This window comes from Citrobacter sp. RHBSTW-00671, assembly GCF_014103415.1.
Lineage (GTDB): Bacteria > Pseudomonadota > Gammaproteobacteria > Enterobacterales > Enterobacteriaceae > Citrobacter.
In genome coordinates this window covers 1,021,785-1,045,310 of the sequence record NZ_JABXPR010000001.1, presented here as the reverse complement: position 1 = coordinate 1,045,310, position 23,526 = coordinate 1,021,785, and the positions used below count along the sequence as shown (strand labels likewise).

The window sequence follows — 23,526 nt, the reverse complement described above, 5'->3', positions numbered from 1 at the left end:
CAGGAGACAACAACTCTGAACATGAAGCAAGGTTTGCAACTCAGGCTTAGCCAACAACTGGCGATGACGCCTCAGCTACAACAGGCTATCCGTCTGTTGCAGTTGTCCACGCTGGAACTTCAGCAAGAACTTCAGCAAGCGCTGGAAAGTAACCCACTGCTCGAGCAAACCGATCTTCACGACGAAATTGATACCCAGGAAAAGCAGGATAGCGAATCCCTCGATACGGCTGATGCACTCGAACAAAAAGAGATGCCGGAAGAGCTACCGCTGGATGCCAGTTGGGATGAGATTTACACCGCAGGGACGCCGTCTGGCACCAGCGGGGATTACATCGACGACGAACTGCCTGTGTATCAGGGTGAAACCACGCAATCGCTGCAAGATTACCTGATGTGGCAGGTGGAGCTGACGCCATTCTCAGATACCGATCGTGCTATTGCCACATCCATTGTGGATGCAGTCGACGAAACGGGCTATCTCACCGTCACGCTGGACGACATTCTCGACAGCATGGGCGATGACGAGGTCGGTATCGATGAAATCGAAGCCGTGCTTAAACGCGTTCAGCGTTTTGATCCCGTTGGCGTGGCGGCAAAAGATCTCCGCGACTGCTTACTGATCCAGCTTTCGCAGTTTGACAAAGCCACACCGTGGTTGGAAGAAGCCAGGCTTATCATCAGCGATCACCTTGATCTGCTCGCCAACCATGACTTCCGTACGCTGATGCGCGTAACCCGACTGAAAGAAGATGTGCTGAAAGAAGCCGTCAATCTTATCCAGTCGCTTGACCCAAGACCTGGACAATCTATCCAGACCGGTGAACCAGAGTACGTGATCCCGGATGTGCTGGTGCGTAAGCATAACGATCGCTGGGTAGTCGAACTCAACAGTGACAGCATTCCGCGTTTACAGATCAACCAACACTACGCCGCCCTGTGCAATAACGCGCGCAATGATGCTGACAGCCAGTTTATTCGTAGCAACCTGCAGGATGCGAAATGGCTGATTAAAAGTCTGGAAAGCCGCAATGACACGCTATTGCGCGTTAGCCGCTGTATCGTTGAGCAACAGCAAGCCTTCTTTGAACAAGGCGAAGAGTATATGAAACCGATGGTGCTGGCGGATATCGCCCAGGCCGTCGAGATGCATGAATCGACCATTTCCCGAGTGACCACGCAAAAGTATCTGCACAGTCCGCGCGGCATTTTTGAATTGAAGTATTTCTTCTCCAGTCACGTCAACACTGAAGGCGGAGGCGAAGCCTCTTCTACAGCTATCCGCGCACTGGTGAAGAAATTAATTGCGGCCGAGAACCCTGCGAAACCGCTGAGTGACAGCAAGTTAACCTCTATGCTGTCAGAACAAGGTATCATGGTGGCGCGCCGCACCGTTGCGAAGTACCGAGAGTCTTTATCCATTCCGCCGTCTAACCAGCGCAAACAGCTGGTTTGACCCAACCGATAAGGAAGACACTATGCAGCTCAACATCACTGGAAATAACGTCGAAATCACTGAGGCCCTGCGCGACTTTGTCACCACAAAGTTCGCCAAGCTTGAACAATATTTCGACCGGATTAATCAGGTCTATATTGTGTTGAAAGTGGAGAAGGTCACACACATCTCGGATGCAACACTGCATGTGAACGGTGGCGAAATTCATGCCAGCGCGGAAGGTCAGGATATGTACGCCGCCATTGACGGTTTAATTGATAAACTGGCTCGCCAGTTAACAAAACATAAAGATAAACTGAAACAGCACTAACTTGTCCGGGCAGTTAGCGGGTGCAGGACGGCCTGTTGTGCAGCACAACGGGCCATTTGTACAGTTAGCGCTTAGGTGAAATTATGACAAATAACGATACGACTCTACAACTGAGCAATGTTCTTAACCAGGAATGTACGCGCGCGGCCGTTCACTGCCAAAGCAAGAAACGCGCACTGGAAATCATCAGTGAACTGGCGGCAAAACAACTCAGCTTGCCTCCTCAGGTGGTATTTGAAGCCATTCTGACGCGTGAAAAAATGGGCAGTACCGGTATTGGCAATGGTATTGCCATTCCGCATGGAAAGCTGGAAGAAGACACCCTGCGTGCGGTTGGGGTATTTGTTCAACTTGAAACGCCAATCGCGTTCGATGCCATTGATAATCAGCCAGTCGATCTGCTTTTCGCCCTGCTGGTTCCGGCGGACCAAACCAAGACGCATTTGCATACGTTGTCACTGGTCGCAAAACGTCTGGCAGATAAAACTATCTGTCGTCGCCTGCGCGCCGCGCAGAGTGACCAGGAGTTGTATCAAATCATCACTGACACCGAAGGTGGGCAGGATGAAGCATAACAACCCAATGGCATCCTTTTCTGTCGTTGTGAGGAGAAACAGTACATGGTACTGATGATCGTCAGCGGTCGTTCAGGGTCAGGTAAGTCTGTCGCCCTGCGTGCGCTGGAAGATATGGGTTTTTACTGCGTGGATAACCTTCCCGTCGTGTTGTTGCCCGAACTGGCTCGAACCCTCGCCGATCGCCAGATATCTGCGGCTGTCAGCATTGATGTGCGCAACATGCCCGAGTCCCCGGAGATTTTTGAGCAGGCCATGAGTAACCTGCCCGAAGGCTTCTCACCGCAACTGCTGTTCCTTGATGCCGACCGTAACACGCTGATTCGCCGCTACAGCGATACGCGCCGTTTACACCCGCTGTCCAGCAAGAACTTGTCTCTGGAAAGCGCTATCGATAAAGAAAGCGATTTACTGGAGCCGTTGCGTTCGCGCGCTGACCTGATCGTAGACACCTCTGAAATGTCTGTGCACGAGCTGGCGGAAATGTTACGTACCCGACTGCTGGGCAAACGTGAACGTGAATTAACGATGGTATTTGAGTCCTTTGGCTTTAAACACGGAATCCCTATTGATGCGGATTACGTCTTTGATGTCCGCTTCCTGCCTAACCCGCACTGGGATCCAAAGCTACGTCCGATGACCGGTCTGGACAGGCCCGTCGCGGCCTTCCTCGACAGACACACAGAAGTACACAATTTTATCTACCAGACTCGCAGCTATCTTGAGCTATGGTTACCCATGCTGGAGACCAACAACCGCAGCTACCTCACTGTAGCCATCGGCTGTACCGGCGGGAAACACCGTTCGGTGTATATTGCAGAGCAACTGGCAGACTACTTCCGCTCACGCGGTAAAAACGTGCAGTCACGCCATCGTACGCTGGAAAAACGCAAATCATGACCGTGAAGCAAACTGTTGAAATCACGAATAAGCTGGGCATGCATGCCCGGCCGGCAATGAAACTGTTTGAGCTAATGCAGGGTTTTGAAGCAGAAGTTCTGCTGCGTAATGATGAAGGGACGGAAGCCGAGGCAAACAGCGTAATTGCTCTGCTGATGCTGGATTCCGCCAAAGGACGCCAGATAGAAGTTGAAGCCTCGGGTCCGCAAGAAGTTGAGGCCCTGGCTGCGGTAATTGCCCTGTTTAACTCGGGGTTTGACGAAGATTAGTGAAGTGCCTGATGCGCTACGCTTATCAGGCCTACACGGCAATGACCTACTCCCGTAGGCCGGATAAGGCGTTTACGCCGCATCCGGCAATAACTACGCTAATACAACTTATTTTCACGCATAAACGACTCACCGCCCAGCTGGCGCATTTGGCGCATGATCCACGCCTGACGACTGCGCACATAGCCGGAAGGCGCACTCGCCTTAAAACGTAACGGATTGGGCAGAACCGCCGCCAGCAATGCCGCTTCAGACGGGCTAAGACGGCTGGCGGGTTTATGGAAATAGCGCTGTGATGCAGCCTCTACACCGAATACTCCATCGCCAAACTCCGCAATATTCAAATAAACCGTCAGGATGCGCTTCTTGCTCCAGACTGTTTCTATCCCCAGCGTTAACCCGGCCTCGAGCCCTTTGCGCACCCAGCTACGCCCATCCCACAAAAAGAGGTTTTTTGCCGTTTGTTGCGATAACGTCGAGGCGCCCCGAATACGGTTTTCATTACGTTCGTTATGCGCCAGCGCTTTCTCAATCGCAGAGACATCAAATCCCCAGTGGTCGGGAAATTTCTGGTCCTCAGCGGCAATGACCGCCAGCCCCATCCATGGTGATATTTCATCCATACTGACCCAGTCAGAATGCGCCACATAGCCGAAATCACCCTGTATCCAGGCACCAAGCTGCCGCTCAATCATGACCGCCGAGAAAGGAACGGGCATCACGCTGAAGAGCGCTATCCCTCCACCCCAAAACACGGCGAGGACAATAACTACCCGCAGAAATAGACGTCGCAGAAAGGCGGCAGCCCCTTTTCTCATTCAGCCAGTACCAAAACACGTGAGACCAGTTTGTCGATCCCACTCGCCGCCTGGGCGATATCCTGCGCCAGCATGTAAGCAGGCGTGGTGACAACTTTATTATCTTCATCAACCACAATATCATCGACCGGGCAAGGCACATGTTCAGCGCCCATCTCTTCCAGCACTTCCGCTGTATCGATGTCAGTGCCAATGGTCAGACGCAGCGGGAAGTCAAAAATCTTGGGTAACATAGCAGGAGCAATACACATGAATCCCAGGGGTTTACCGGCCTGATGCAGCGCCTTCGCCAGCGCGGCTAAGTCGCTATCAACCCGACATTCACTACCCTGGCTGGCAAAATTGCTCAGATTTTTTGCTGCGCCAAACCCGCCAGGCACAATTAGCGCATCCAGCTCCGTTGCAACCGCCTGGGCCAGGGGGCGAATATCACCACGCGTAATACGCGCAGCTTCAATCAGGACATTGCGCGTTTCCGGCATCGGCTCGCCCGTCAGATGATTAATCACATCCGCCTGCTGTTTATCTGGCGCAAAGCAGATAGCCTGAGCGCCATTGCGGGCAATAGCCAGCAGCGTGAGTACGGCTTCGTGGATTTCTGCACCGTCATACACGCCACATCCGCTGAGCACTACGCCAACTTTTTTCATCGTGATACTCCTTTCGCAACTGACTGAAGCATATTAATAATTCTGATTAGAATGCCACGCTTCACACATTTAACTGATTCATGTAACAAATTATTTAAGATTTGCTATCTTAACTGCGTGCGGCCTGAAAATTAGGGCTGCGCCCTTGTAAACAATGATAATAATTTACGGCGCAGCCACGATTTCCCTGGTGTTGGCGCAGTATTCGCGCACCCCGGTCAAGCCGGGGTCATTTTTTTTCCACGCTCGCAACCCAGGCTCTTAATACCGCCACGTCGTGCTGCCACTCCTGCTTCATCTCTTCAATCCATTCAGCCACGTTATCTTCCCAGGCAGGAAGGTCGGGTGATTGAATTTGCTGACCCAACTGTTGCAGGTGGCGCAGACCGACAGATCCGGCTGCACCTTTAATTTTATGGCCTTCCTCAACCACGCCTTTTTTATCACGGGCAGTCAGATTAGACTCCAGCACGCTCAAATATCCCGGCATCATTTTCTCAAACACCGCCAGACCGTCGGTGATCAACTTCGGCCCGACCAGTTCGAGGTATTGTTCCAACATGGGAATATCTAACAGCGCTTGCGATTTACTGCTTTCTTCAGACGTCACAGTGCTCTCCTCTTCGTTTCGGGTATCCCAGTATTTTTTGATCATGGCGGTTAACGCCGGAACTGACAGCGGCTTACTCAGCACGTCGTCCATTCCTGCATCCAGATATTCTTTTTTATCTTTCAGTACGTTGGCGGTGAGAGCCACCAGCGGTGGGAGATCCTCGCGCGCATATTTTTGCGTCAGCTCGCGGGAGATATCGAGCCCAGTCATATCCGGTAGCTGAATATCCAGCAGCACCAGGTCATATTCACCCGGTTTGAACATGTCCAGCGCGGCCTGCCCGGTCATCGCGACATCCACGCTATTGCCCAGCTTTTCCAGCACCGAACGCGCAACAATAACGTTCAGTTCAATGTCTTCCACCAGCAGCACATTCAGGGCGGGTAACGGCATTTCATCGTCTTCAAAAGCATCTTCAATCTCTTCCGCCACGGCAGGAGCATGCACGGTTAGCGTAAAGATAGAGCCTTTTCCAGCCTGGCTGGAAACCGTAATATCACCGCCCATGTTTTTCGCCAGACGCTTCGATACGGCCAGTCCAATCCCGGTTCCCGTTGCCGGTTTACCACCATGGCTGTCCTTCACCTGATAGTACATGGCGAAGATTTTATCCTGCTCATCCTGTGGAATACCGATCCCGGAATCCTCCACTTCAAAATGCAGTATGTCTCCCTCGTCATAGCGCGCCCGCACGGTCACCTGCCCTTGTTGGGTGAATTTCACGGCATTGCTGATCAGATTCCACAGAATTTGACGCAGACGCGTTCCGTCGGTGATGACCTTATGTGGCAGCGGTAGCGTTGGCTCAAGCACAAAACGCAACCCTTTTTGCTGCGCCTGTAGGCCAGAGAGGTTTTCCAGATCCGCCATAAAGCTGGTGAAATCAACAGGCTGGTTATCGAGCTGGACTTTACGTCGCTCCATCTTATCCATGTCGATAATATCGTTGAAAATATTCCCCAGCGTCACGGCGGAAACATGGATAGTTTTGAGATATTTTTCCTGCTCCGCGGTTAAATCTGTATCCAACAGGATCCGACTTAAACCGACGATACCGTTAAGCGGCGTACGCAGTTCATGGCTGATCGTAGAGATAAAGGTAGTCTTGTCACGGCTGGCGCGCTCAAGGGCGTCCTGATAGCGCTTACGCTCGGTAATATCACGACCAAAGCCCATCAGACCGTGTCGCTTCCCGACGCGGTCGTAGTAAGGCACTTTACGGATCTCAAAGCAGGCTTTGCGCCCGTCCGGATAGTCGAGCCATTGCTCATAGGTCAGTGAAACGTTATGGCGGAAGACCTTCTCGTCGGTTTCAATAACTTTTTCCGCCGCCTCTGGCGAATACACATCAGCCGGCTTTAGATTCACCAGCTGCTTTTCGCTCTTACCGGTCAGCAGCTCCATGGCACGGTTACAGCCGGAAAACTCTTTATCTTCATTACGATAAAAAACCAGATCCGGCGAAGCATCAAGGAAAGAACGTAAAAATGAAGACTGCTGCTCAAGCTGGATCTGCGCTTCTTCACGCTCTTTGATTTCAACCTTTAGTTGCTCAAACGTCTCCTGCCGCTCCGCTTCCGCCTTTTCACGTTCGACAATCTCCTGGTTAAGCTGCGCAATATTGTCCTTCAACTGCACGTTAAGTTTGAGATCGCGCTCGCGCATCTCTTCCAGCTTCTGTACCAGTCGTGACAGACGTTGCCGGGACTCCTCCAGTTGTTCAACCACCACCGACAGGAAGTAGACGGCCCAGGGGGTAATTAACAGGCCAAAAAAGATAGAACGGATGACATCAATACTTTCTACCTGGCCATGCAGCACCATGGTGACAGCCATCTGCACCACAATTGCCAACACAACCAAAGCCAGCGCCAACAGCAGCGAAAAACGCACCAGACCTAACTTCATCATCAGGTCGACATAGTATTGCGCCAGCATACGAATTTGCTTCATAGAGGGTTCCTTCACGACAACTTGGCACAATAATACTCAATTCTCAGCGTGACGTTGAAGATTGTGCAAGAAATGCGGGGGTTATCGGTGAAATGACCGAGGAGTGGTTCATTGCAGCCTGATAAGCCAGGCGTCATCAGGCAAGCAGGCGCAGATTGCCGGATGGCGCTTCGCTAATCCGGCCTACAGCCTACAGAAGGTTAGCTCCCCGGCTGAATCCACGGCGTACCCAGGGCGGAACCCTGCACGCCGTGCTTGTTAAGGTACTTATCCAGTTCGACCATTCCCGTCCAGCGGTTTTCACACCATAGCGGGGCTAGTAGCGTAGGACGGCGCGCGCTGGCGGAAATACGGTGATAAATCACCTCGGGTGGCGTATGGCGAATCATCTCCCCGGCGGTGACCGTGTACTCATCCAGTTCGATGCCGTGCAACCGTCCAGCCTCCCAGGCTTTCGCCATCGTACTGCCCTTCACGATATGCAGCGGATGCAGCTTAATACCGTCGACGCCTGTCTCGACCACACGTTCCATCGTTTGCAGGCATTCCGCTTGCCCTTCACCAGGCAGGCCGACAATAAGGTGTGAACACACCTTCAGTCCACGCTCCCGTGCCAGTTGGGTGGTACGCTGATAGCAGGCAAAATCATGCCCACGATTAATGCGGTGCAGCGTCTTGTCATGGGCCGTTTGCAAACCCAGTTCCAGCCACACTTCGTAGCCCTGATCCTTGTACTCGCATAGCAGATCGAGCACGGCATCCGGCACACAGTCAGGGCGCGTGCCAACACACAGCCCGACGATGCTGGCCTGACTGACCGCCTGTTGGTACATCGAACGCAGCACCTGTACTTCCGCAAAGGTACTGGTATAAGCCTGAAAATAGGCCAGATAGCGCTTCGCGCGATTCACTAACTGCGCCTGATGCTCAAGCTGTTCAGCGATAGAATGATGCTGCTGCGCTTCGTCAGCAAAGGAGGCGACATTACAGAAGGTACATCCGCCACGTCCAATGGTGCCATCGCGATTTGGGCAGCTAAACCCGCCGTGCAGCGTGAGTTTATGAACCTTTTGCCCATAACGGCGAGAAAGATCCCCACCAAACATATTGACTAATTTCTGTAACTGCATAATCTGATAGACCGCGCCTTGAAAAGAGGCCAAAGCCTGCCATTTTTAGCCCCAGTCGGCGATGACCTGGATCAATCGCCCTGGTGAGCCTTTATTTATTGAATAATCATTCAAAATAATCGAAATTTCATTCAATCAAAAAGTCATTATTTTTCCTTATATCTCGCTATTTTTTTTATCTTCTGATGGCTCTCATATAAAAACAGTATCTTTAAGACGCCGAAAGCCTACAAACCAGCATAAAATACCAAACATTGAGATAAACAAAGGGAGGACGGGAGATAACCGGCCTTTCTGACAGTGAGACAGATCACACTTCACCAGCAATCACACTCAGGTTAAATCAATGTAAAAACACCTTTATTTTCAATACTTTCATAAAGTTAATCGCCCTATAGCACATTTTTGCATAAATAAGATTGCCATTTGACCTGTGTGTGGATTCCCGATAACTTGGAAATCCGCTGGAAGCTTTCTGGATGAGCAGTCTGCTCATCATATTTATGCAGTAATTGAGATTCCCTCTGAAGCAAGTCCTCAAACTTGTTTGACCTATGCGAAAAGGATAAAGAGGGCGAATGCGAGGTGAGCGTATGAAACGCCAACCCCGTCGCCATGCTCTTGGTGTGCCCGTGCGCAAACGGTATCGGAGAGGTGTCCCGCAGAGCCTGGGGAGGTTCACTAATATGTTGTACGATAAATCCCTTGAGAAGGATAACTGTGGTTTCGGCCTGATCGCCCACATAGAAGGCGAACCTAGCCACAAGGTAGTGCGTACCGCCATACACGCACTGGCCCGTATGCAGCACCGTGGCGCAATTCTTGCCGATGGCAAAACCGGCGATGGTTGCGGTTTGCTGTTACAAAAACCTGACCGCTTTTTCCGCATTGTTGCGCAAGAGCGCGGCTGGCGTTTAGCTAAAAACTACGCCGTTGGCATGATCTTTTTAAATAAAGACCCTGAACTGGCGGCGGCATCTCGTCGCATTGTTGAAGAAGAATTACAGCAGGAGACCCTGTCGATCGTAGGCTGGCGCGACGTGCCAACCAACGAAGGTGTTCTCGGTGAAATCGCCCTTTCCTCCCTGCCTCGTATTGAGCAAATTTTTGTCAACGCCCCTGCTGGCTGGCGTCCACGCGATATGGAGCGCCGCCTGTTCATCGCACGCCGTCGTATCGAAAAACGCCTCCAGGACGATAAAGATTTCTACGTCTGTAGCTTGTCTAATCTGGTTAATATCTATAAAGGTCTGTGTATGCCGGCAGATTTGCCGCGCTTTTACCTGGACCTCGCGGACCTGCGCCTGGAGTCGGCCATCTGCCTGTTCCACCAACGCTTCTCCACCAACACCGTGCCGCGCTGGCCGCTGGCACAGCCGTTCCGCTACCTGGCGCACAACGGTGAAATCAACACCATCACCGGCAACCGCCAGTGGGCGCGTGCGCGTACCTATAAATTCCAGACACCGCTGATCCCTGACCTGCACGATGCCGCGCCGTTCGTCAACGAAACCGGTTCCGACTCCAGTTCTATGGATAACATGCTGGAACTGCTGCTGGCAGGCGGGATGGACATCATCCGTGCTATGCGCCTGCTGGTACCGCCTGCCTGGCAGAACAACCCGGATATGGACCCGGAGCTGCGCGCGTTCTTCGATTTTAACTCCATGCACATGGAACCATGGGACGGCCCGGCAGGTATTGTCATGTCAGACGGTCGTTTTGCCGCCTGTAACCTTGACCGTAACGGCCTGCGCCCGGCGCGCTATGTCATCACCAAAGACAAACTCATCACCTGCGCTTCTGAAGTTGGGATCTGGGATTATCAGCCGGATGAAGTGGTCGAGAAAGGTCGCGTCGGCCCGGGCGAATTGATGGTTATTGATACCCGCAGCGGGCGCATTCTGCATTCCGCCGAAACTGATGACGATCTGAAAAGCCGCCACCCATATAAAGAGTGGATGGAGAAGAACGTCCGCCGACTGGTGCCGTTTGAAGATCTGCCAGACGATCAGGTCGGCAGCCGCGAACTGGACGATGATACCCTCGCCAGCTACCAGAAACAGTTTAACTACAGCGCGGAAGAGCTGGACTCCGTAATCCGCGTGCTCGGCGAAAATGGCCAGGAAGCGGTCGGTTCAATGGGTGATGATACCCCGTTTGCCGTGCTCTCCAGCCAGCCGCGCATTATTTATGACTACTTCCGTCAGCAGTTCGCGCAGGTCACCAACCCGCCGATCGACCCGCTGCGTGAAGCGCACGTGATGTCGCTGGCCACCAGCATCGGTCGTGAGATGAACGTCTTTTGCGAGGCAGAAGGCCAGGCACACCGCCTGAGCTTCAAATCACCGATTCTGCTGTACTCCGATTTCACCCAGCTCACCACCATGAAAGAAGAGCACTATCGCGCCGACCGGCTGGATATCACCTTCGACGTGACGGAAACCACGCTGGAAGAAACGGTCAAAGCCCTGTGCGATAAAGCCGAACAGATGGTACGTAACGGTACGGTACTGTTGGTGCTTTCTGACCGTAATATCGCGAAGAACCGCTTACCGGTTCCTGCCCCCATGGCTGTCGGGGCGGTACAAACCCGTCTGGTAGAACAAAACCTGCGTTGCGATGCCAACATCATCGTCGAAACCGCAAGCGCCCGCGATCCCCACCATTTTGCTGTGCTGCTGGGCTTTGGCGCGACGGCTATTTATCCGTATCTCGCCTATGAAACGTTGGGACGTCTGATCGATACCCAGGCGATCGCCAAAGATTACCGGACCGTGATGCAGAACTACCGTAACGGCATCAACAAAGGTCTGTACAAAATCATGTCCAAAATGGGCATTTCGACCATCGCCTCTTACCGTTGCTCCAAGCTGTTCGAAGCCGTTGGTCTGCATGATGATGTCGTGGCGCTGTGCTTCCAGGGCGTGGTCAGCCGTATTAGCGGTGCAGGGTTTAGCGACTTCCAGCAGGATCTGCTGAACCTCTCCAAACACGCCTGGCTGGCACGCAAACCCATTAGCCAGGGCGGGCTGCTGAAGTACGTTCACGGCGGCGAATACCACGCCTACAACCCGGACGTGGTACGCACGCTGCAACAGGCGGTACAAAGTGGCGAGTACAGCGACTATCAGGAATATGCCAGGCTGGTGAATGAGCGTCCGGCGGCCACGCTGCGCGATCTGCTGGCGATCACGCCTGGCGACGAAGCCGTAAGCATTGATGAAGTAGAACCCGCAACCGAACTGTTTAAACGCTTTGATACCGCGGCCATGTCCATCGGCGCATTAAGCCCCGAAGCACACGAAGCGCTGGCCGAAGCCATGAACAGCATCGGCGGCAATTCGAACTCCGGTGAAGGCGGCGAAGACCCTGCGCGCTACGGCACTAACAAGGTGTCGCGCATTAAGCAGGTTGCCTCCGGTCGCTTTGGCGTAACCCCGGCGTACCTGGTCAATGCCGATGTCATTCAGATTAAAGTCGCTCAGGGCGCGAAGCCTGGCGAAGGCGGTCAGTTACCGGGTGATAAAGTCACCCCGTACATCGCTAAACTGCGCTATTCGGTACCGGGCGTGACGTTGATCTCCCCGCCGCCGCACCACGATATCTACTCTATCGAGGACTTAGCGCAGCTGATTTTCGACCTCAAACAGGTCAACCCGAAAGCGATGATCTCCGTGAAGCTGGTTTCCGAACCGGGTGTCGGCACTATCGCCACTGGCGTGGCGAAAGCCTATGCGGATCTAATAACCATCGCGGGTTACGATGGCGGCACCGGCGCAAGCCCGCTGTCATCAGTGAAATACGCGGGTTGTCCGTGGGAGCTGGGGCTGGTGGAAACTCAACAGGCACTGGTCGCTAATGGCCTGCGCCATAAGATCCGTCTGCAGGTCGATGGCGGTCTGAAAACCGGTGTCGACATCATCAAAGCGGCCATCCTCGGCGCAGAAAGTTTTGGCTTCGGCACCGGCCCAATGGTCGCGCTGGGCTGTAAATACCTGCGTATTTGCCACCTGAACAACTGCGCAACCGGCGTGGCAACTCAGGACGACAAACTGCGTAAGAACCACTATCACGGCCTGCCGTTCAAAGTGACTAACTACTTTGAATTTATCGCCCGCGAAGTCCGTGAGCTGATGGCACAACTGGGCGTGAAGCGTCTGGTGGATCTGATTGGTCGTACCGACCTGCTCAAAGAGCTGGAAGGGTTTACCGCTAAGCAACAGAAACTGGAGCTGTCTCGTCTGCTGGAAACCGCCGAACCGCATCCGGGTAAAGCGCTGCATTGCACCGAGAACAACCCGCCGTTTGATAACGGTGTACTGAACGCGCAGTTACTGCAACAGGCAAAACCGTTTGTCGATGAGCGCCAGAGCAAAACCTTCTGGTTCGATATCCGCAACACCGACCGTTCCGTTGGTGCGTCGCTGTCGGGCTATATCGCTCAGACTCACGGCGATCAGGGGCTGGCGTCGGACCCGATCAAAGCGCACTTCAGCGGTACCGCAGGCCAGAGCTTCGGCGTATGGAACGCGGGCGGCGTAGAACTGTATCTGACCGGCGATGCCAACGACTATGTCGGTAAAGGTATGGCGGGCGGCCTGCTGGCGGTGCGCCCTCCGGTTGGCTCTGCTTTCCGTAGCCATGAGGCGAGCATCATCGGTAACACCTGCCTGTATGGTGCCACCGGTGGTCGTCTGTTTGCCGCAGGCCGTGCGGGTGAGCGCTTTGCGGTACGTAACTCCGGGGCCATCACCGTGGTAGAAGGCATTGGCGATAACGGCTGTGAATATATGACCGGCGGCATCGTCTGTATTCTTGGGAAAACTGGCGTTAACTTCGGAGCGGGTATGACAGGCGGCTTTGCCTACGTACTGGACGAAGACGGTGAATTCCGCAAACGCGTGAACCCGGAACTGGTTGAAGTATTGAACGTGGACTCTTTGGCGATCCACGAAGAGCATCTGCGCGGTTTAATTACCGAACACGTGCAGCATACCGGTTCTTCGCACGGCGAAGAGATCCTGGCGAACTGGCCAGCGTTCTCAGCGAAATTCGCGCTGGTAAAACCAAAATCCAGTGATGTGAAAGCACTGTTGGGTCACCGTAGTCGTAGCGCAGCTGAGCTGCGTGTGCAGGCGCAGTAAGGGGTAGCAGCAATGAGTCAGAACGTATACCAATTTATCGACCTGCAGCGCGTTGATCCGCCAAAGAAACCGCTGAAGATCCGTAAGATCGAGTTTATCGAAATTTACGAGCCGTTTTCCGAAGGTCAGGCTAAGGCACAGGCAGACCGCTGCCTGTCCTGCGGTAACCCGTACTGCGAGTGGAAATGCCCGGTACATAACTACATCCCGAACTGGCTGAAGCTGGCTAACGAAGGGCGTATTTTTGAAGCCGCAGAGCTGTCTCACCAGACCAACACGCTGCCGGAAGTTTGCGGCCGTGTCTGTCCGCAGGACAGGTTGTGCGAAGGTTCCTGTACGCTGAATGACGAATTCGGCGCAGTGACCATCGGCAACATCGAGCGCTATATTAACGATAAAGCCTTCGAAATGGGTTGGCGCCCGGATATGACCGGCGTTCGTCAGACGGACAAGCGTGTCGCCATTATCGGTGCGGGTCCGGCAGGCCTGGCATGTGCGGATGTGCTGACCCGTAACGGCGTGAAGGCCGTGGTCTTTGACCGCCATCCGGAAATCGGTGGTCTGCTGACCTTCGGTATCCCGGCCTTCAAACTGGAAAAAGAGGTGATGACCCGCCGTCGTGAAATTTTCACCGGCATGGGCATCGAGTTCAAACTCAACGTCGAAGTGGGCCGTGACGTGCAGCTCGAAGCGTTACTGAAGGATTACGACGCCGTGTTCCTTGGCGTCGGCACCTATCAGTCGATGCGCGGTGGGCTGGAAAACGAAGATGCTGATGGCGTCTTTGATGCCCTGCCGTTCCTGATCGCCAATACCAAACAGTTGATGGGCTTTGGCGAAAGCAGCGACGAGCCATACATCAGCATGGAAGGTAAACGCGTTGTCGTGCTGGGCGGTGGTGACACCGCGATGGACTGCGTGCGGACCTCCGTTCGTCAGGGTGCGTCACACGTTATCTGCGCCTACCGCCGCGATGAAGAGAATATGCCGGGTTCGAAACGCGAAGTGAAAAACGCGCGTGAAGAAGGCGTCGAATTCCAGTTCAACGTCCAGCCTTTAGGTGTTGAGGTGAATGCTAACGGCAAAGTGTGTGGCGTGAAAATGGCGCGCACTGAGATGGGTGAGCCGGATGCGAAAGGTCGCCGTCGCGCGGAGATCGTCGCCGGTTCCGAGCATATAGTACCGGCTGATGCCGTCGTACTGGCGTTTGGTTTCCGTCCACACAGCATGGAATGGCTGGCAAAACATAGCGTCGAGTTGGATTCGCAGGGGCGTATTATTGCTCCGGAACGCAGCGACAACGCCTTCCAGACCAGCAACCCGAAAATCTTTGCCGGTGGCGACATCGTGCGTGGTTCGGATCTGGTAGTAACGGCAATTGCCGAAGGCCGTAAAGCGGCTGACGGAATTATGAATTACCTGGAAGTGTAAGTCAGCCTCTTCAGGCATCTCATCTGCCCTGGTGGATGAGATGCCAAATTCCTGCCGCAATACCGCCAAACCTGCCGAATAAGCCAGCCTGACAACACGTTTTGTAAACAAGGCAAATAGCCTTAACACCCGAAACACATAAATATCATGAATAATAACCATGTAAAAATCAGACGTAAACGTTTGCTTTATTCTGAGAAGTGTTTATGATGCGGCGGATTTTTTGGGCAAAATTCAAGGAGGCTTTGTGTCGCAGGACAACAATTATAGCCAGGGCCCCGTCCCTCTGGCAGCGCGGAAAGGCGTGATACCACTGACGTTTGTGATGTTGGGGTTAACATTCTTTTCAGCCAGTATGTGGACCGGAGGCACACTCGGTACCGGTCTTTCCTATAATGATTTTTTCCTGGCAGTTCTCTTCGGTAATCTCCTCCTCGGTATTTACACTGCATTTCTCGGTTATATTGGCGCAAAAACAGGTCTCTCTACCCACCTCCTCGCACGTTACTCATTTGGCATAAAAGGTTCATGGCTTCCCTCAATGCTACTAGGTGGCACACAGGTGGGCTGGTTTGGCGTCGGTGTGGCAATGTTCGCCATCCCGGTGGGTAAAGCGACGGGTATTGACGTCAATATCCTGATTGCAGTTTCTGGTCTACTGATGACCATGACCATCTTCTTTGGTATCTCGGCACTCACCATTTTGTCCATCATCGCCGTTCCCGCTATCGTCATTCTTGGCAGCTACTCTGTCTGGCTGGCAGTGAGCGATGTGGGAGGGTTGGATCATTTAAAAGCAATTGTGCCGCAGACACCGCTGAATTTCTCCACAGCACTGGCGTTGGTCGTCGGATCGTTTGTCAGCGCAGGCACCTTAACCGCCGACTTCGTCCGCTTCGGGCGAAATGCCAAAGGCGCAGTGTTGATTGCCATGGTGGCATTTTTCCTTGGCAACTCGTTGATGTTTATCTTCGGCGCCGCCGGAGCCGCCGCGGTAGGACAGGCAGATATCTCAGATGTGATGATCGCGCAGGGGCTGCTGCTGCCCGCAATTATCGTACTCGGCCTGAATATCTGGACCACCAACGACAACGCGCTGTACGCCTCCGGTTTGGGGTTTGCTAACATTACCGGCCTTTCCAGCCGCACATTGTCCGTGGCCAACGGCATTATTGGAACACTGTGCGCATTATGGCTTTACAATAACTTTGTCGGCTGGCTGACATTCCTGTCGGCGGCGATCCCTCCTATTGGCGGAGTGATTATTGCCGATTATCTGTTAAACCACCGCCGGTACACCAACTTCAACACAGCACAGTTTATTCCGGTCAACTGGATAGCTATTCTGTCCGTCGCGCTGGGAATCACCGCCGGACACTACATCCCAGGTATTGTGCCGGTCAACGCCGTACTTGGCGGCGTATTCAGCTATATCCTGCTGAATCCCCTTTTCAATCGTAGCCTTGCAAAATCCCCGGAGGTCAGTCATGCAGAATAACACCATCACCCTAACTCGAACCCGTCTGCAGGGGCGTGAAGGATTGTGGCAAATCACGATTGAAAACGGGCGTTTTAACCGTATTGATCCCCAGGAAACAGCAGCTGTGCCACAGGGCGAGGTGCTTGATGCTGAAGGCGGGCTGGCCATTCCCCCTTTCGTTGAACCACACATCCACCTGGACACAACGCAAACTGCAGGGGAGCCCAGCTGGAACCAGTCGGGTACGCTGTTTGAAGGTATTGAGCGCTGGGCCGAACGCAAGGCGATGCTCACCCACGAAGACGTGAAGACCCGCGCCATGCAGACCCTCAAGTGGCAGATGGCCAACGGCATCCAGTATGTCCGAACTCACGTAGACGTTTCCGATCCTACGCTGACGGCGCTGAAAGCCATGCTGGAGGTGAAGCAGGAAGTGGCACCGTGGGTGGAGCTGCAGATTGTGGCGTTCCCACAGGAAGGTATTCTTTCTTATCCTAACGGCGAAGCGCTGTTAGAAGAAGCCGTGCGTTTGGGTGCCGACGTCATTGGCGCAATTCCTCACTTTGAATTCACGCGTGAATATGGCGTTGAGTCGCTGCACAAAACTTTCGCCCTGGCGCAGAAGTATGACCGACTTATCGATGTGCACTGTGACGAGATTGATGATGAGCAATCGCGCTTTGTTGAAACCGTCGCGGCGCTGGCGCATCGCGATGGCATGGGAGCACGCGTGACAGCCAGCCACACCACGGCGATGCATTCCTATAACGGCGCATATGCTTCCCGCCTTTTCCGTCTGTTGAAAATGTCAGGTATTAACTTCGTTGCGAATCCGCTGGTGAATATTCACCTGCAGGGACGATTTGACACCTATCCTAAGCGCCGTGGCATCACCCGCGTCAAAGAGATGCTGGAAGCGGACATCAATGTTTGCTTTGGGCATGATGACGTTTTTGACCCGTGGTACCCGTTGGGAACCGCGAATATGCTGCAAGTTCTGCATATGGGATTACACGTGTGTCAGTTGATGGGGTACGGACAAATCAATGATGGGCTAAATCTCATCACCACCCACAGCGCGAAAACCCTGCACTTACAGGACTACGGTTTAAGTATTGGGAACGCCGCCAACCTGGTGATTTTACCTGCTGAAAATGGGTTTGATGCGGTTCGTCGCCAGACACCTGCACGTTATTCCATCCGCCATGGGCGGGTTATTGCCGAGACGGTGCCAGCCCGGACTACGCTGCATCTGACCCAGCCAGAAGCGGTGACGTTTAAGCGCTAGATTTTCTTTTCGGACATGGCCGCAGACTTACAGCCTGCGGCAAAAACGTATGGCGAAATATTTTCTGTCAGACTGCTAATCTGCAACACATCTGCTCAAGTTCTCCTTCAACCATTTCCGACAGTTTTTTACGCGCCAGCGGGCGGCTGCGTAATGGATATGCTCATACAGAGGATATATACAATACATATATTTAAATATGAATTATTGAGCGGATAGTTATTTATTACCATGGGATAAAACTAACTTTGTGAAATCTGCGAATATGATCTTTAAAATAAATCATAACCTACTATTTTAAAACGATAAATAACCACCCACCAATTATAAAAACACGATGTCCACTCCAAAACACATGCTAGAAAAAATATAACATCCGCATTTAAAACAGCGTTATTACCGGATTTATCTTCTTCTCTGGCATGGAGTGAAAAAATGTTCGGCATTATTATCTCTGTCATCGTTTTATTAACGATGGGTTACCTGATCCTCAAAAACTACAAACCACAGGTAGTACTGGCAGCAGCCGGGATCTTCCTGATGATCTGCGGCGTCTGGTTGGGGTACGGCGCACTGGTCGCCAGCGACAAAAGCAGCGGTTATCTGCTGGTCGATATTTATAATGAAATTCTACGTATGCTTTCCAACCGGGCGGCAGGTCTTGGGCTGTCCATCATGGCAGTGGGCGGTTATGCCCGCTATATGGACAGAATGGGAGCCAGCCGGGCAATGGTCAGCCTGTTGAGCCGCCCACTCAAGCACATCCGTTCACCGTATATTGTACTTGCCGCGACGTATGTCATTGGTCAAATCATGGCACAGTTCATCACCAGTGCTTCCGGATTGGGCATGCTGCTGATGGTTACGCTCTTCCCAACGCTGGTCAGCCTGGGCGTGAGCCGTTTATCCGCGGTAGCGGTCATTGCCACCTCGATGTCGATTGAATGGGGCATTCTGGAAACCAACTCAATTTTCGCCGCACAGGTTGCAGGGATGAAAATAGCCACTTATTTCTTCCACTACCAACTTCCTGTCGCGTCCTGCGTCATCATCGCCGTCGCCATCGCACACTTTTTCGTTCAACGCCGGTTTGATAAAAAAACACAGCCAGACAGCGCAGGCTTCAATGAACAAAAGACGCTGGACGATGTACCGCCACTCTATTACGCCATTTTACCGGTGATGCCGCTGCTCCTGATGTTGGGTTCGCTGTTGCTGGCGCATATGGGATTAATGCAGACAGAGTTGAATCTGGTTGTGGTGATGCTAATGAGCTTGACGCTGACCATGTTTGTGGAGTTTCTTCATAAACATAACCTGCGTGAGACTATGGATGATGTGCAGGCGTTTTTTGACGGCATGGGAACACAGTTTGCCAACGTTGTCACGCTGGTGGTCGCCGGTGAGATCTTTGCCAAGGGCTTAACCACTATCGGCACCGTCGATGCGGTGATTAAAGGCGCAGAACATTCCGGCCTTGGCGGTATCGGTGTGATGATTATCATGGCCGTGGTTATCGCCGCCTGTGCAATTGTAATGGGATCCGGGAATGCACCGTTTATGTCATTCGCCAGCCTGATCCCGGATATTGCTGCGGGGCTGCATATTCCTGCGGTTGTGATGATTATGCCGATGCACTTCGCCACCACGCTGGCACGTGCGGTTTCACCGATTACCGCTGTGATTGTCGTGACATCCGGTATTGCTGGCGTGTCGCCTTTTGAGGTCGTAAAACGGACCGCCATCCCAATGGCGATAGGATTTGTGGTCAATATGATTGCCACTATCGCGCTGTTTTATTGATATCTGACGCAGAATGCAAAACAGGCCCGCAAGGGCCTGTTTGATTATTTCACTACGCGTAGCGCCGGACGCCCACCGCGAGGAGGTGGTGGTGTGTCGTCAGGATCGTCATCCTGATTATCCGGTTTATCGCCATCAATCACCGACATCACCGTTTCGTTTTCGCTCTCAGGCGCGACATCGTCATCATTGAGGCTGTCGACATCTTCGTCATAGGCCGCCTCAGGTTCAAACATCGTTCCTGCGCCGTTTTCACGGGCATAGATCGCGAGTACCGCCGCCAGTGGTACGGAAACATTGCGCGGCACGCCGCCAAAGCGCGCGTTAAAGCGCACTTCGTCGTTCGCCAGTTCCAGATTGCCCACGGCACGCGGCGCAATATTCAAAACAATTTGCCCGTCACGTGCATATTCCATCGGAACCTGCACGTCCTGGAGCGTCACATCCACCACCAGGTGCGGCGTGAGCTGGTTGTCCAGCAACCACTCATAGAATGCGCGCAGCAGATACGGACGGCGTGGCGTTAACTGTGGCAAATCCATACAGGTTAACCCCGGCCCAGACGCATTTCACGTTCAGGCTCAGTCAGAGAAGCCAGGAAAGAGTCACGTTCGAAGACGCGGGTCATATACCCTTTCAGTTCTTTCGAACCTGCACCGTTGAATTCAATACCCAGCTGCGGTAAACGCCACAGCAGCGGCGCCAGGTAGCAATCTACCAGGCTGAACTCATCGCTCAGGAAATACGGTTTTTGACCAAAGACTGGGGCAATTGCCAGCAGCTCTTCACGCAGACGTTTACGTGCAACATCGGCTTCAGATGCGGAACCGTTCACGATGACGTTCATCAGCGTGTACCAGTCTTTTTCAATACGCTGCATGTACAGGCGGCTCTCACCACGCGCAACCGGGTAAACCGGCATCAGCGGCGGATGCGGGAAACGCTCATCCAGGTATTCCATAATGATGCGAGATTCCCACAGGGTCAGCTCACGATCCACCAGTGTCGGGACGCTCTGATTCGGGTTGAGGTCGATCAGATCCTGCGGTGGATTGTCCTTTTCCACGTGCTCAATCTCGAAACTAACACCTTTTTCAGCCAGCACGATGCGGACCTGATGGCTATAGATGTCAGTAGGACCAGAAAACAGCGTCATTACCGAACGTTTGTTGGCAGCGACAGCCATGAAAACCTCCAGGTATATTCAGAATTTTTACTGCTACCAGCCACGTTGTGGCCAGCCAGAAGTGATGTCACCCAGATTCGGGAAAGTCATTGCTGTTCAAAATACAAACAAAAAATGAACAATACCGGATATTTGGGCAGAAAATTGGATGATAGTTTACCAGATTTTGTGACCTTTGTGGTGAGTCGATTCTGGAAATGGGGAAAAAGAGGTGGCAATCAGCGTATTACCGTGATCTTTGGCGGATGAAAATCATAAAAAAACCCGCCGAGGCGGGTTTTTTCGCAAATTGTAATCTGCCGAAGCAGAAAGCAATTAACGTTTGGAGAACTGCGGACGACGACGTGCTTTACGCAGGCCGACTTTCTTACGTTCAACCTGACGAGCATCACGAGTAACGAAGCCAGCTTTACGCAGTTCGCCACGCAGGGATTCGTCGTACTCCATCAGAGCGCGGGTGATACCGTGACGGATCGCACCAGCCTGACCAGAGATACCACCACCTTTAACAGTGATGTACAGATCCAGTTTCTCAACCATGTCGACCAGTTCCAGCGGCTGACGAACTACCATGCGGGCAGTTTCACGACCGAAGTACTGTTCCAGAGAACGTTGGTTGATTACGATTTTACCACTGCCCGGTTTGATGAAAACGCGAGCTGCGGAACTTTTGCGGCGACCAGTGCCGTAGTATTGATTTTCAGCCATTGCCTATAATCCCGATTAGATGTCAAGAACTTGCGGTTGCTGTGCCGCGTGGTTGTGCTCGTTGCCAGCGTAAACTTTCAGTTTACGGAACATAGCACGACCCAGCGGGCCTTTTGGCAGCATGCCTTTAACCGCGATTTCAAGCACACGCTCAGGACGGCGAGCAATCATCTCTTCAAAGGTCGCTTGTTTGATACCACCGATGTGGCCGGTGTGGTGATAGTACACTTTGTCAGTACGCTTGTTGCCGGTTACAGCAACTTTGTCAGCGTTCAGAACGATGATGTAATCACCAGTATCTACGTGCGGAGTGTATTCCGCTTTGTGCTTACCGCGCAGGCGCAGAGCCAGTTCGGAAGCCAGACGGCCCAGAGTTTTACCGGTCGCGTCAACAACATACCAGTCGCGTTTTACGGTTTCTGGTTTAGCTGTAAAAGTTTTCATTAAAAGCTTACCCAAATAAATAAGTTACACGTTGGTGAACACCCAAACGTTTTGTCAGTTGAGGTTCACACGACATTGTCCAGCAAACCTACCCCTTCGAATAGCCTATGCCGGCGCATAGAAAGTTTTGGGAAAAAAACTCTCTCGTAACGTGGGGTCGCAAGATTATAGAGAAGTCAGGGTCAAAGATCGACCCCTTTATGTGATTTGCGACAGGTTTAACCGGCTAAATGTTCCCGCTTCAGATACTCCTCGCTTTGCATCTCCTGCAAACGCGACAAACAACGCTGGAATTCAAACTTCAGGCGCTCGCCCTGGTAGATTTCATATAAAGGCGCTGCGGCGCTGACCACCAGCTTAACGTGGCGTTCGTAGAACTCATCAACCAGCGCGATAAAGCGTCGTGCTTCACTTTCCATCAGCGTCGTCATTACGGGTACATCAGACAGCAGCACCGTGTGGAACAAGCGCGACAAGGCGATGTAATCGTGCTGGCTGCGGGCATCGACGCACAGTGTAGTGAACGAGACCGCCAGCGTTTGGTTCTCAACGGCCAGCGTCTGCATCGGGCGGTGGTTAATCTCCAGCGTCGGCGCATGATCACCTTTCGCTCCCGCTAAGGCCAGCCAGAGCTTATCCATCTGCCGCTGCGTTTCAGCATTCAGCGGGGACAGCCATAAGTGTGCCTGGGTTAACGTACGCAACCGGTAGTCAACGCCGGCATCCACGTTCATGATGTCGCAATACTGTTTAATGGCGTCGATAGCGGGAAGGAAGCGCGCACGTTGCAAGCCGTTACGATACAGTTCATCAGGCGGAATATTGGACGTTGCCACCAGCGTAATGCCGCGAGCAAATAGCGCCTTCATTAAGCCACCGAGCAGCATGGCGTCTGTAATATCCGAGACAAAAAATTCATCAAAGCACAGCACATCGGTTTCGGCTTTGAAGCGATCAGCAATCACTTCCAACGGGTCGCTCTGGCCTTGCAGAGCCGTCAGTTCTTCATGCACGCGCAGCATGAAGCGGTGAAAGTGCAAACGCTGTTTACGTGTGCCAGGCAGGCTATGGTAGAACAAATCCATCAACCAGGTTTTTCCGCGCCCGACGCCCCCCCACATATACAGACCGCGCACCGGCGTGTTTTCCTTCGACTCTCGTTTACCCAGCAATTTACCAAAGCGGGCCATCAGTCCACTCTCCTGCGCCGCTGGAGGTGCAATCGTGGTGAGCTCCTGGTAAATCGTTTCCAGTCGATTCACCGCTTCTTTTTGTACGTTGTCGGGTTGATGGCTGCCGTCGTTAAGGGCCTGCAGGTATCGCGATGTCGGGGAAAGGCTTTGCATGATGTTATTGTTATTCCTTG

Annotated in this window: 19 protein-coding genes and 1 pseudogene; 10 read left to right on the top strand and 10 right to left on the bottom strand. The window is 52.9% G+C overall.

Features of this window, described 5'->3' with window-relative positions; genetic code table 11:
- The first annotated feature begins 21 nt into the window (after window positions 1-21).
- The 5 genes from rpoN to npr all read left to right on the top strand — a co-directional run bounded on the left by rpoN (window position 22) and on the right by npr (window position 3,509).
- The gene (rpoN, locus tag HV261_RS05055; RefSeq protein ID WP_137382436.1) at window positions 22-1,455 is read left to right on the top strand and encodes an RNA polymerase factor sigma-54; all 1,434 of its coding nucleotides are present in this window, start codon (window positions 22-24) and stop codon (window positions 1,453-1,455) included.
- A 22-nt stretch (window positions 1,456-1,477) separates the two neighbouring features.
- A complete protein-coding gene (gene hpf, locus HV261_RS05050) occupies window positions 1,478-1,765 on the top strand; it encodes a ribosome hibernation promoting factor (protein WP_005121327.1) in 288 nt (95 codons plus the stop codon).
- A gap of 83 nt (window positions 1,766-1,848) precedes the next feature.
- Window positions 1,849-2,340 carry a PTS IIA-like nitrogen regulatory protein PtsN gene (gene ptsN, locus HV261_RS05045; protein WP_048213427.1) on the top strand — a complete coding sequence of 164 codons (492 nt, stop codon included), beginning with the start codon at window positions 1,849-1,851 and terminating at the stop codon, window positions 2,338-2,340.
- 45 nt (window positions 2,341-2,385) lie between these two features.
- Window positions 2,386-3,240, top strand: a complete 855-nt coding sequence (rapZ, locus tag HV261_RS05040; RefSeq protein WP_048213428.1) for an RNase adapter RapZ — start codon at window positions 2,386-2,388, stop codon at window positions 3,238-3,240.
- A complete protein-coding gene (gene npr, locus HV261_RS05035; RefSeq protein ID WP_096755498.1) occupies window positions 3,237-3,509 on the top strand; it encodes a PTS phosphocarrier protein NPr in 273 nt (90 codons plus the stop codon). The genes rapZ and npr overlap by 4 nt, the downstream gene beginning before the upstream one ends.
- 98 nt (window positions 3,510-3,607) lie before the next feature.
- Here npr and mtgA read toward each other — a convergent pair whose 3' ends face one another.
- From mtgA to mnmL, 4 genes are all read right to left on the bottom strand, one after another.
- Complete coding sequence (mtgA, locus tag HV261_RS05030) at window positions 3,608-4,327, bottom strand: monofunctional biosynthetic peptidoglycan transglycosylase (RefSeq protein WP_202037628.1); 720 nt, start codon at window positions 4,325-4,327, stop codon at window positions 3,608-3,610.
- A complete protein-coding gene (gene elbB / locus HV261_RS05025) occupies window positions 4,324-4,977 on the bottom strand; it encodes an isoprenoid biosynthesis glyoxalase ElbB (protein WP_137382438.1) in 654 nt (217 codons plus the stop codon). The genes mtgA and elbB overlap by 4 nt, the downstream gene beginning before the upstream one ends.
- Window positions 4,978-5,206: 229 nt before the next feature.
- Entirely contained in the window at window positions 5,207-7,543 is a 2,337-nt protein-coding gene (gene arcB / locus HV261_RS05020; RefSeq protein WP_202037627.1) for an aerobic respiration two-component sensor histidine kinase ArcB, read from the bottom strand.
- Window positions 7,544-7,743: 200 nt separating this feature from the next.
- Window positions 7,744-8,673 carry a tRNA modification radical SAM protein MnmL/YtqA gene (mnmL, locus tag HV261_RS05015; protein WP_202037626.1) on the bottom strand — a complete coding sequence of 310 codons (930 nt, stop codon included), beginning with the start codon at window positions 8,671-8,673 and terminating at the stop codon, window positions 7,744-7,746.
- 686 nt (window positions 8,674-9,359) lie between these two features.
- On the opposite strand from mnmL, the gene gltB reads away from it, so the two are divergent.
- From gltB to HV261_RS04995, 4 genes are all read left to right on the top strand, one after another.
- Complete coding sequence (gene gltB / locus HV261_RS05010; protein WP_202039658.1) at window positions 9,360-13,820, top strand: glutamate synthase large subunit; 4,461 nt, start codon at window positions 9,360-9,362, stop codon at window positions 13,818-13,820.
- A gap of 12 nt (window positions 13,821-13,832) precedes the next feature.
- The gene (gene gltD, locus HV261_RS05005; protein ID WP_202037625.1) at window positions 13,833-15,251 is read left to right on the top strand and encodes a glutamate synthase subunit GltD; all 1,419 of its coding nucleotides are present in this window, start codon (window positions 13,833-13,835) and stop codon (window positions 15,249-15,251) included.
- A gap of 247 nt (window positions 15,252-15,498) precedes the next feature.
- Entirely contained in the window at window positions 15,499-16,749 is a 1,251-nt protein-coding gene (gene codB, locus HV261_RS05000) for a cytosine permease (protein WP_202037624.1), read from the top strand.
- Window positions 16,739-18,019: a cytosine deaminase gene (locus HV261_RS04995; protein ID WP_202037623.1), complete on the top strand. Its 1,281-nt coding sequence runs from the start codon at window positions 16,739-16,741 to the stop codon at window positions 18,017-18,019. Before codB ends, HV261_RS04995 begins: the two co-directional genes overlap by 11 nt.
- A gap of 79 nt (window positions 18,020-18,098) precedes the next feature.
- On the opposite strand, the pseudogene HV261_RS27600 reads toward HV261_RS04995, so the two are convergent.
- A pseudogene (locus tag HV261_RS27600) lies at window positions 18,099-18,173 on the bottom strand (hypothetical protein); the annotation flags it as partial.
- A 281-nt stretch (window positions 18,174-18,454) separates the two neighbouring features.
- Between HV261_RS27600 and dcuC the strand changes: the two are divergent.
- On the top strand, window positions 18,455-19,822 hold the full coding sequence (gene dcuC, locus HV261_RS04990; protein WP_202037622.1) for an anaerobic C4-dicarboxylate transporter DcuC: 1,368 nt from the start codon (window positions 18,455-18,457) through the stop codon (window positions 19,820-19,822).
- Between the two features lie 44 nt (window positions 19,823-19,866).
- Here the strand turns inward: dcuC and sspB are convergent, their stop codons facing one another.
- From sspB to zapE, 5 genes are all read right to left on the bottom strand, one after another.
- Window positions 19,867-20,364: a ClpXP protease specificity-enhancing factor gene (gene sspB / locus HV261_RS04985; protein WP_202037621.1), complete on the bottom strand. Its 498-nt coding sequence runs from the start codon at window positions 20,362-20,364 to the stop codon at window positions 19,867-19,869.
- A 5-nt stretch (window positions 20,365-20,369) separates the two neighbouring features.
- Window positions 20,370-21,008: a stringent starvation protein SspA gene (gene sspA, locus HV261_RS04980; protein WP_048213444.1), complete on the bottom strand. Its 639-nt coding sequence runs from the start codon at window positions 21,006-21,008 to the stop codon at window positions 20,370-20,372.
- 315 nt (window positions 21,009-21,323) lie between these two features.
- On the bottom strand, window positions 21,324-21,716 hold the full coding sequence (gene rpsI, locus HV261_RS04975) for a 30S ribosomal protein S9 (protein ID WP_003025138.1): 393 nt from the start codon (window positions 21,714-21,716) through the stop codon (window positions 21,324-21,326).
- A 15-nt stretch (window positions 21,717-21,731) separates the two neighbouring features.
- The gene (rplM, locus tag HV261_RS04970) at window positions 21,732-22,160 is read right to left on the bottom strand and encodes a 50S ribosomal protein L13 (RefSeq protein WP_003025141.1); all 429 of its coding nucleotides are present in this window, start codon (window positions 22,158-22,160) and stop codon (window positions 21,732-21,734) included.
- Window positions 22,161-22,378: 218 nt separating this feature from the next.
- Window positions 22,379-23,506 carry a cell division protein ZapE gene (gene zapE, locus HV261_RS04965; RefSeq protein WP_202037620.1) on the bottom strand — a complete coding sequence of 376 codons (1,128 nt, stop codon included), beginning with the start codon at window positions 23,504-23,506 and terminating at the stop codon, window positions 22,379-22,381.
- Between the last annotated feature and the right edge of the window lie 20 nt (window positions 23,507-23,526).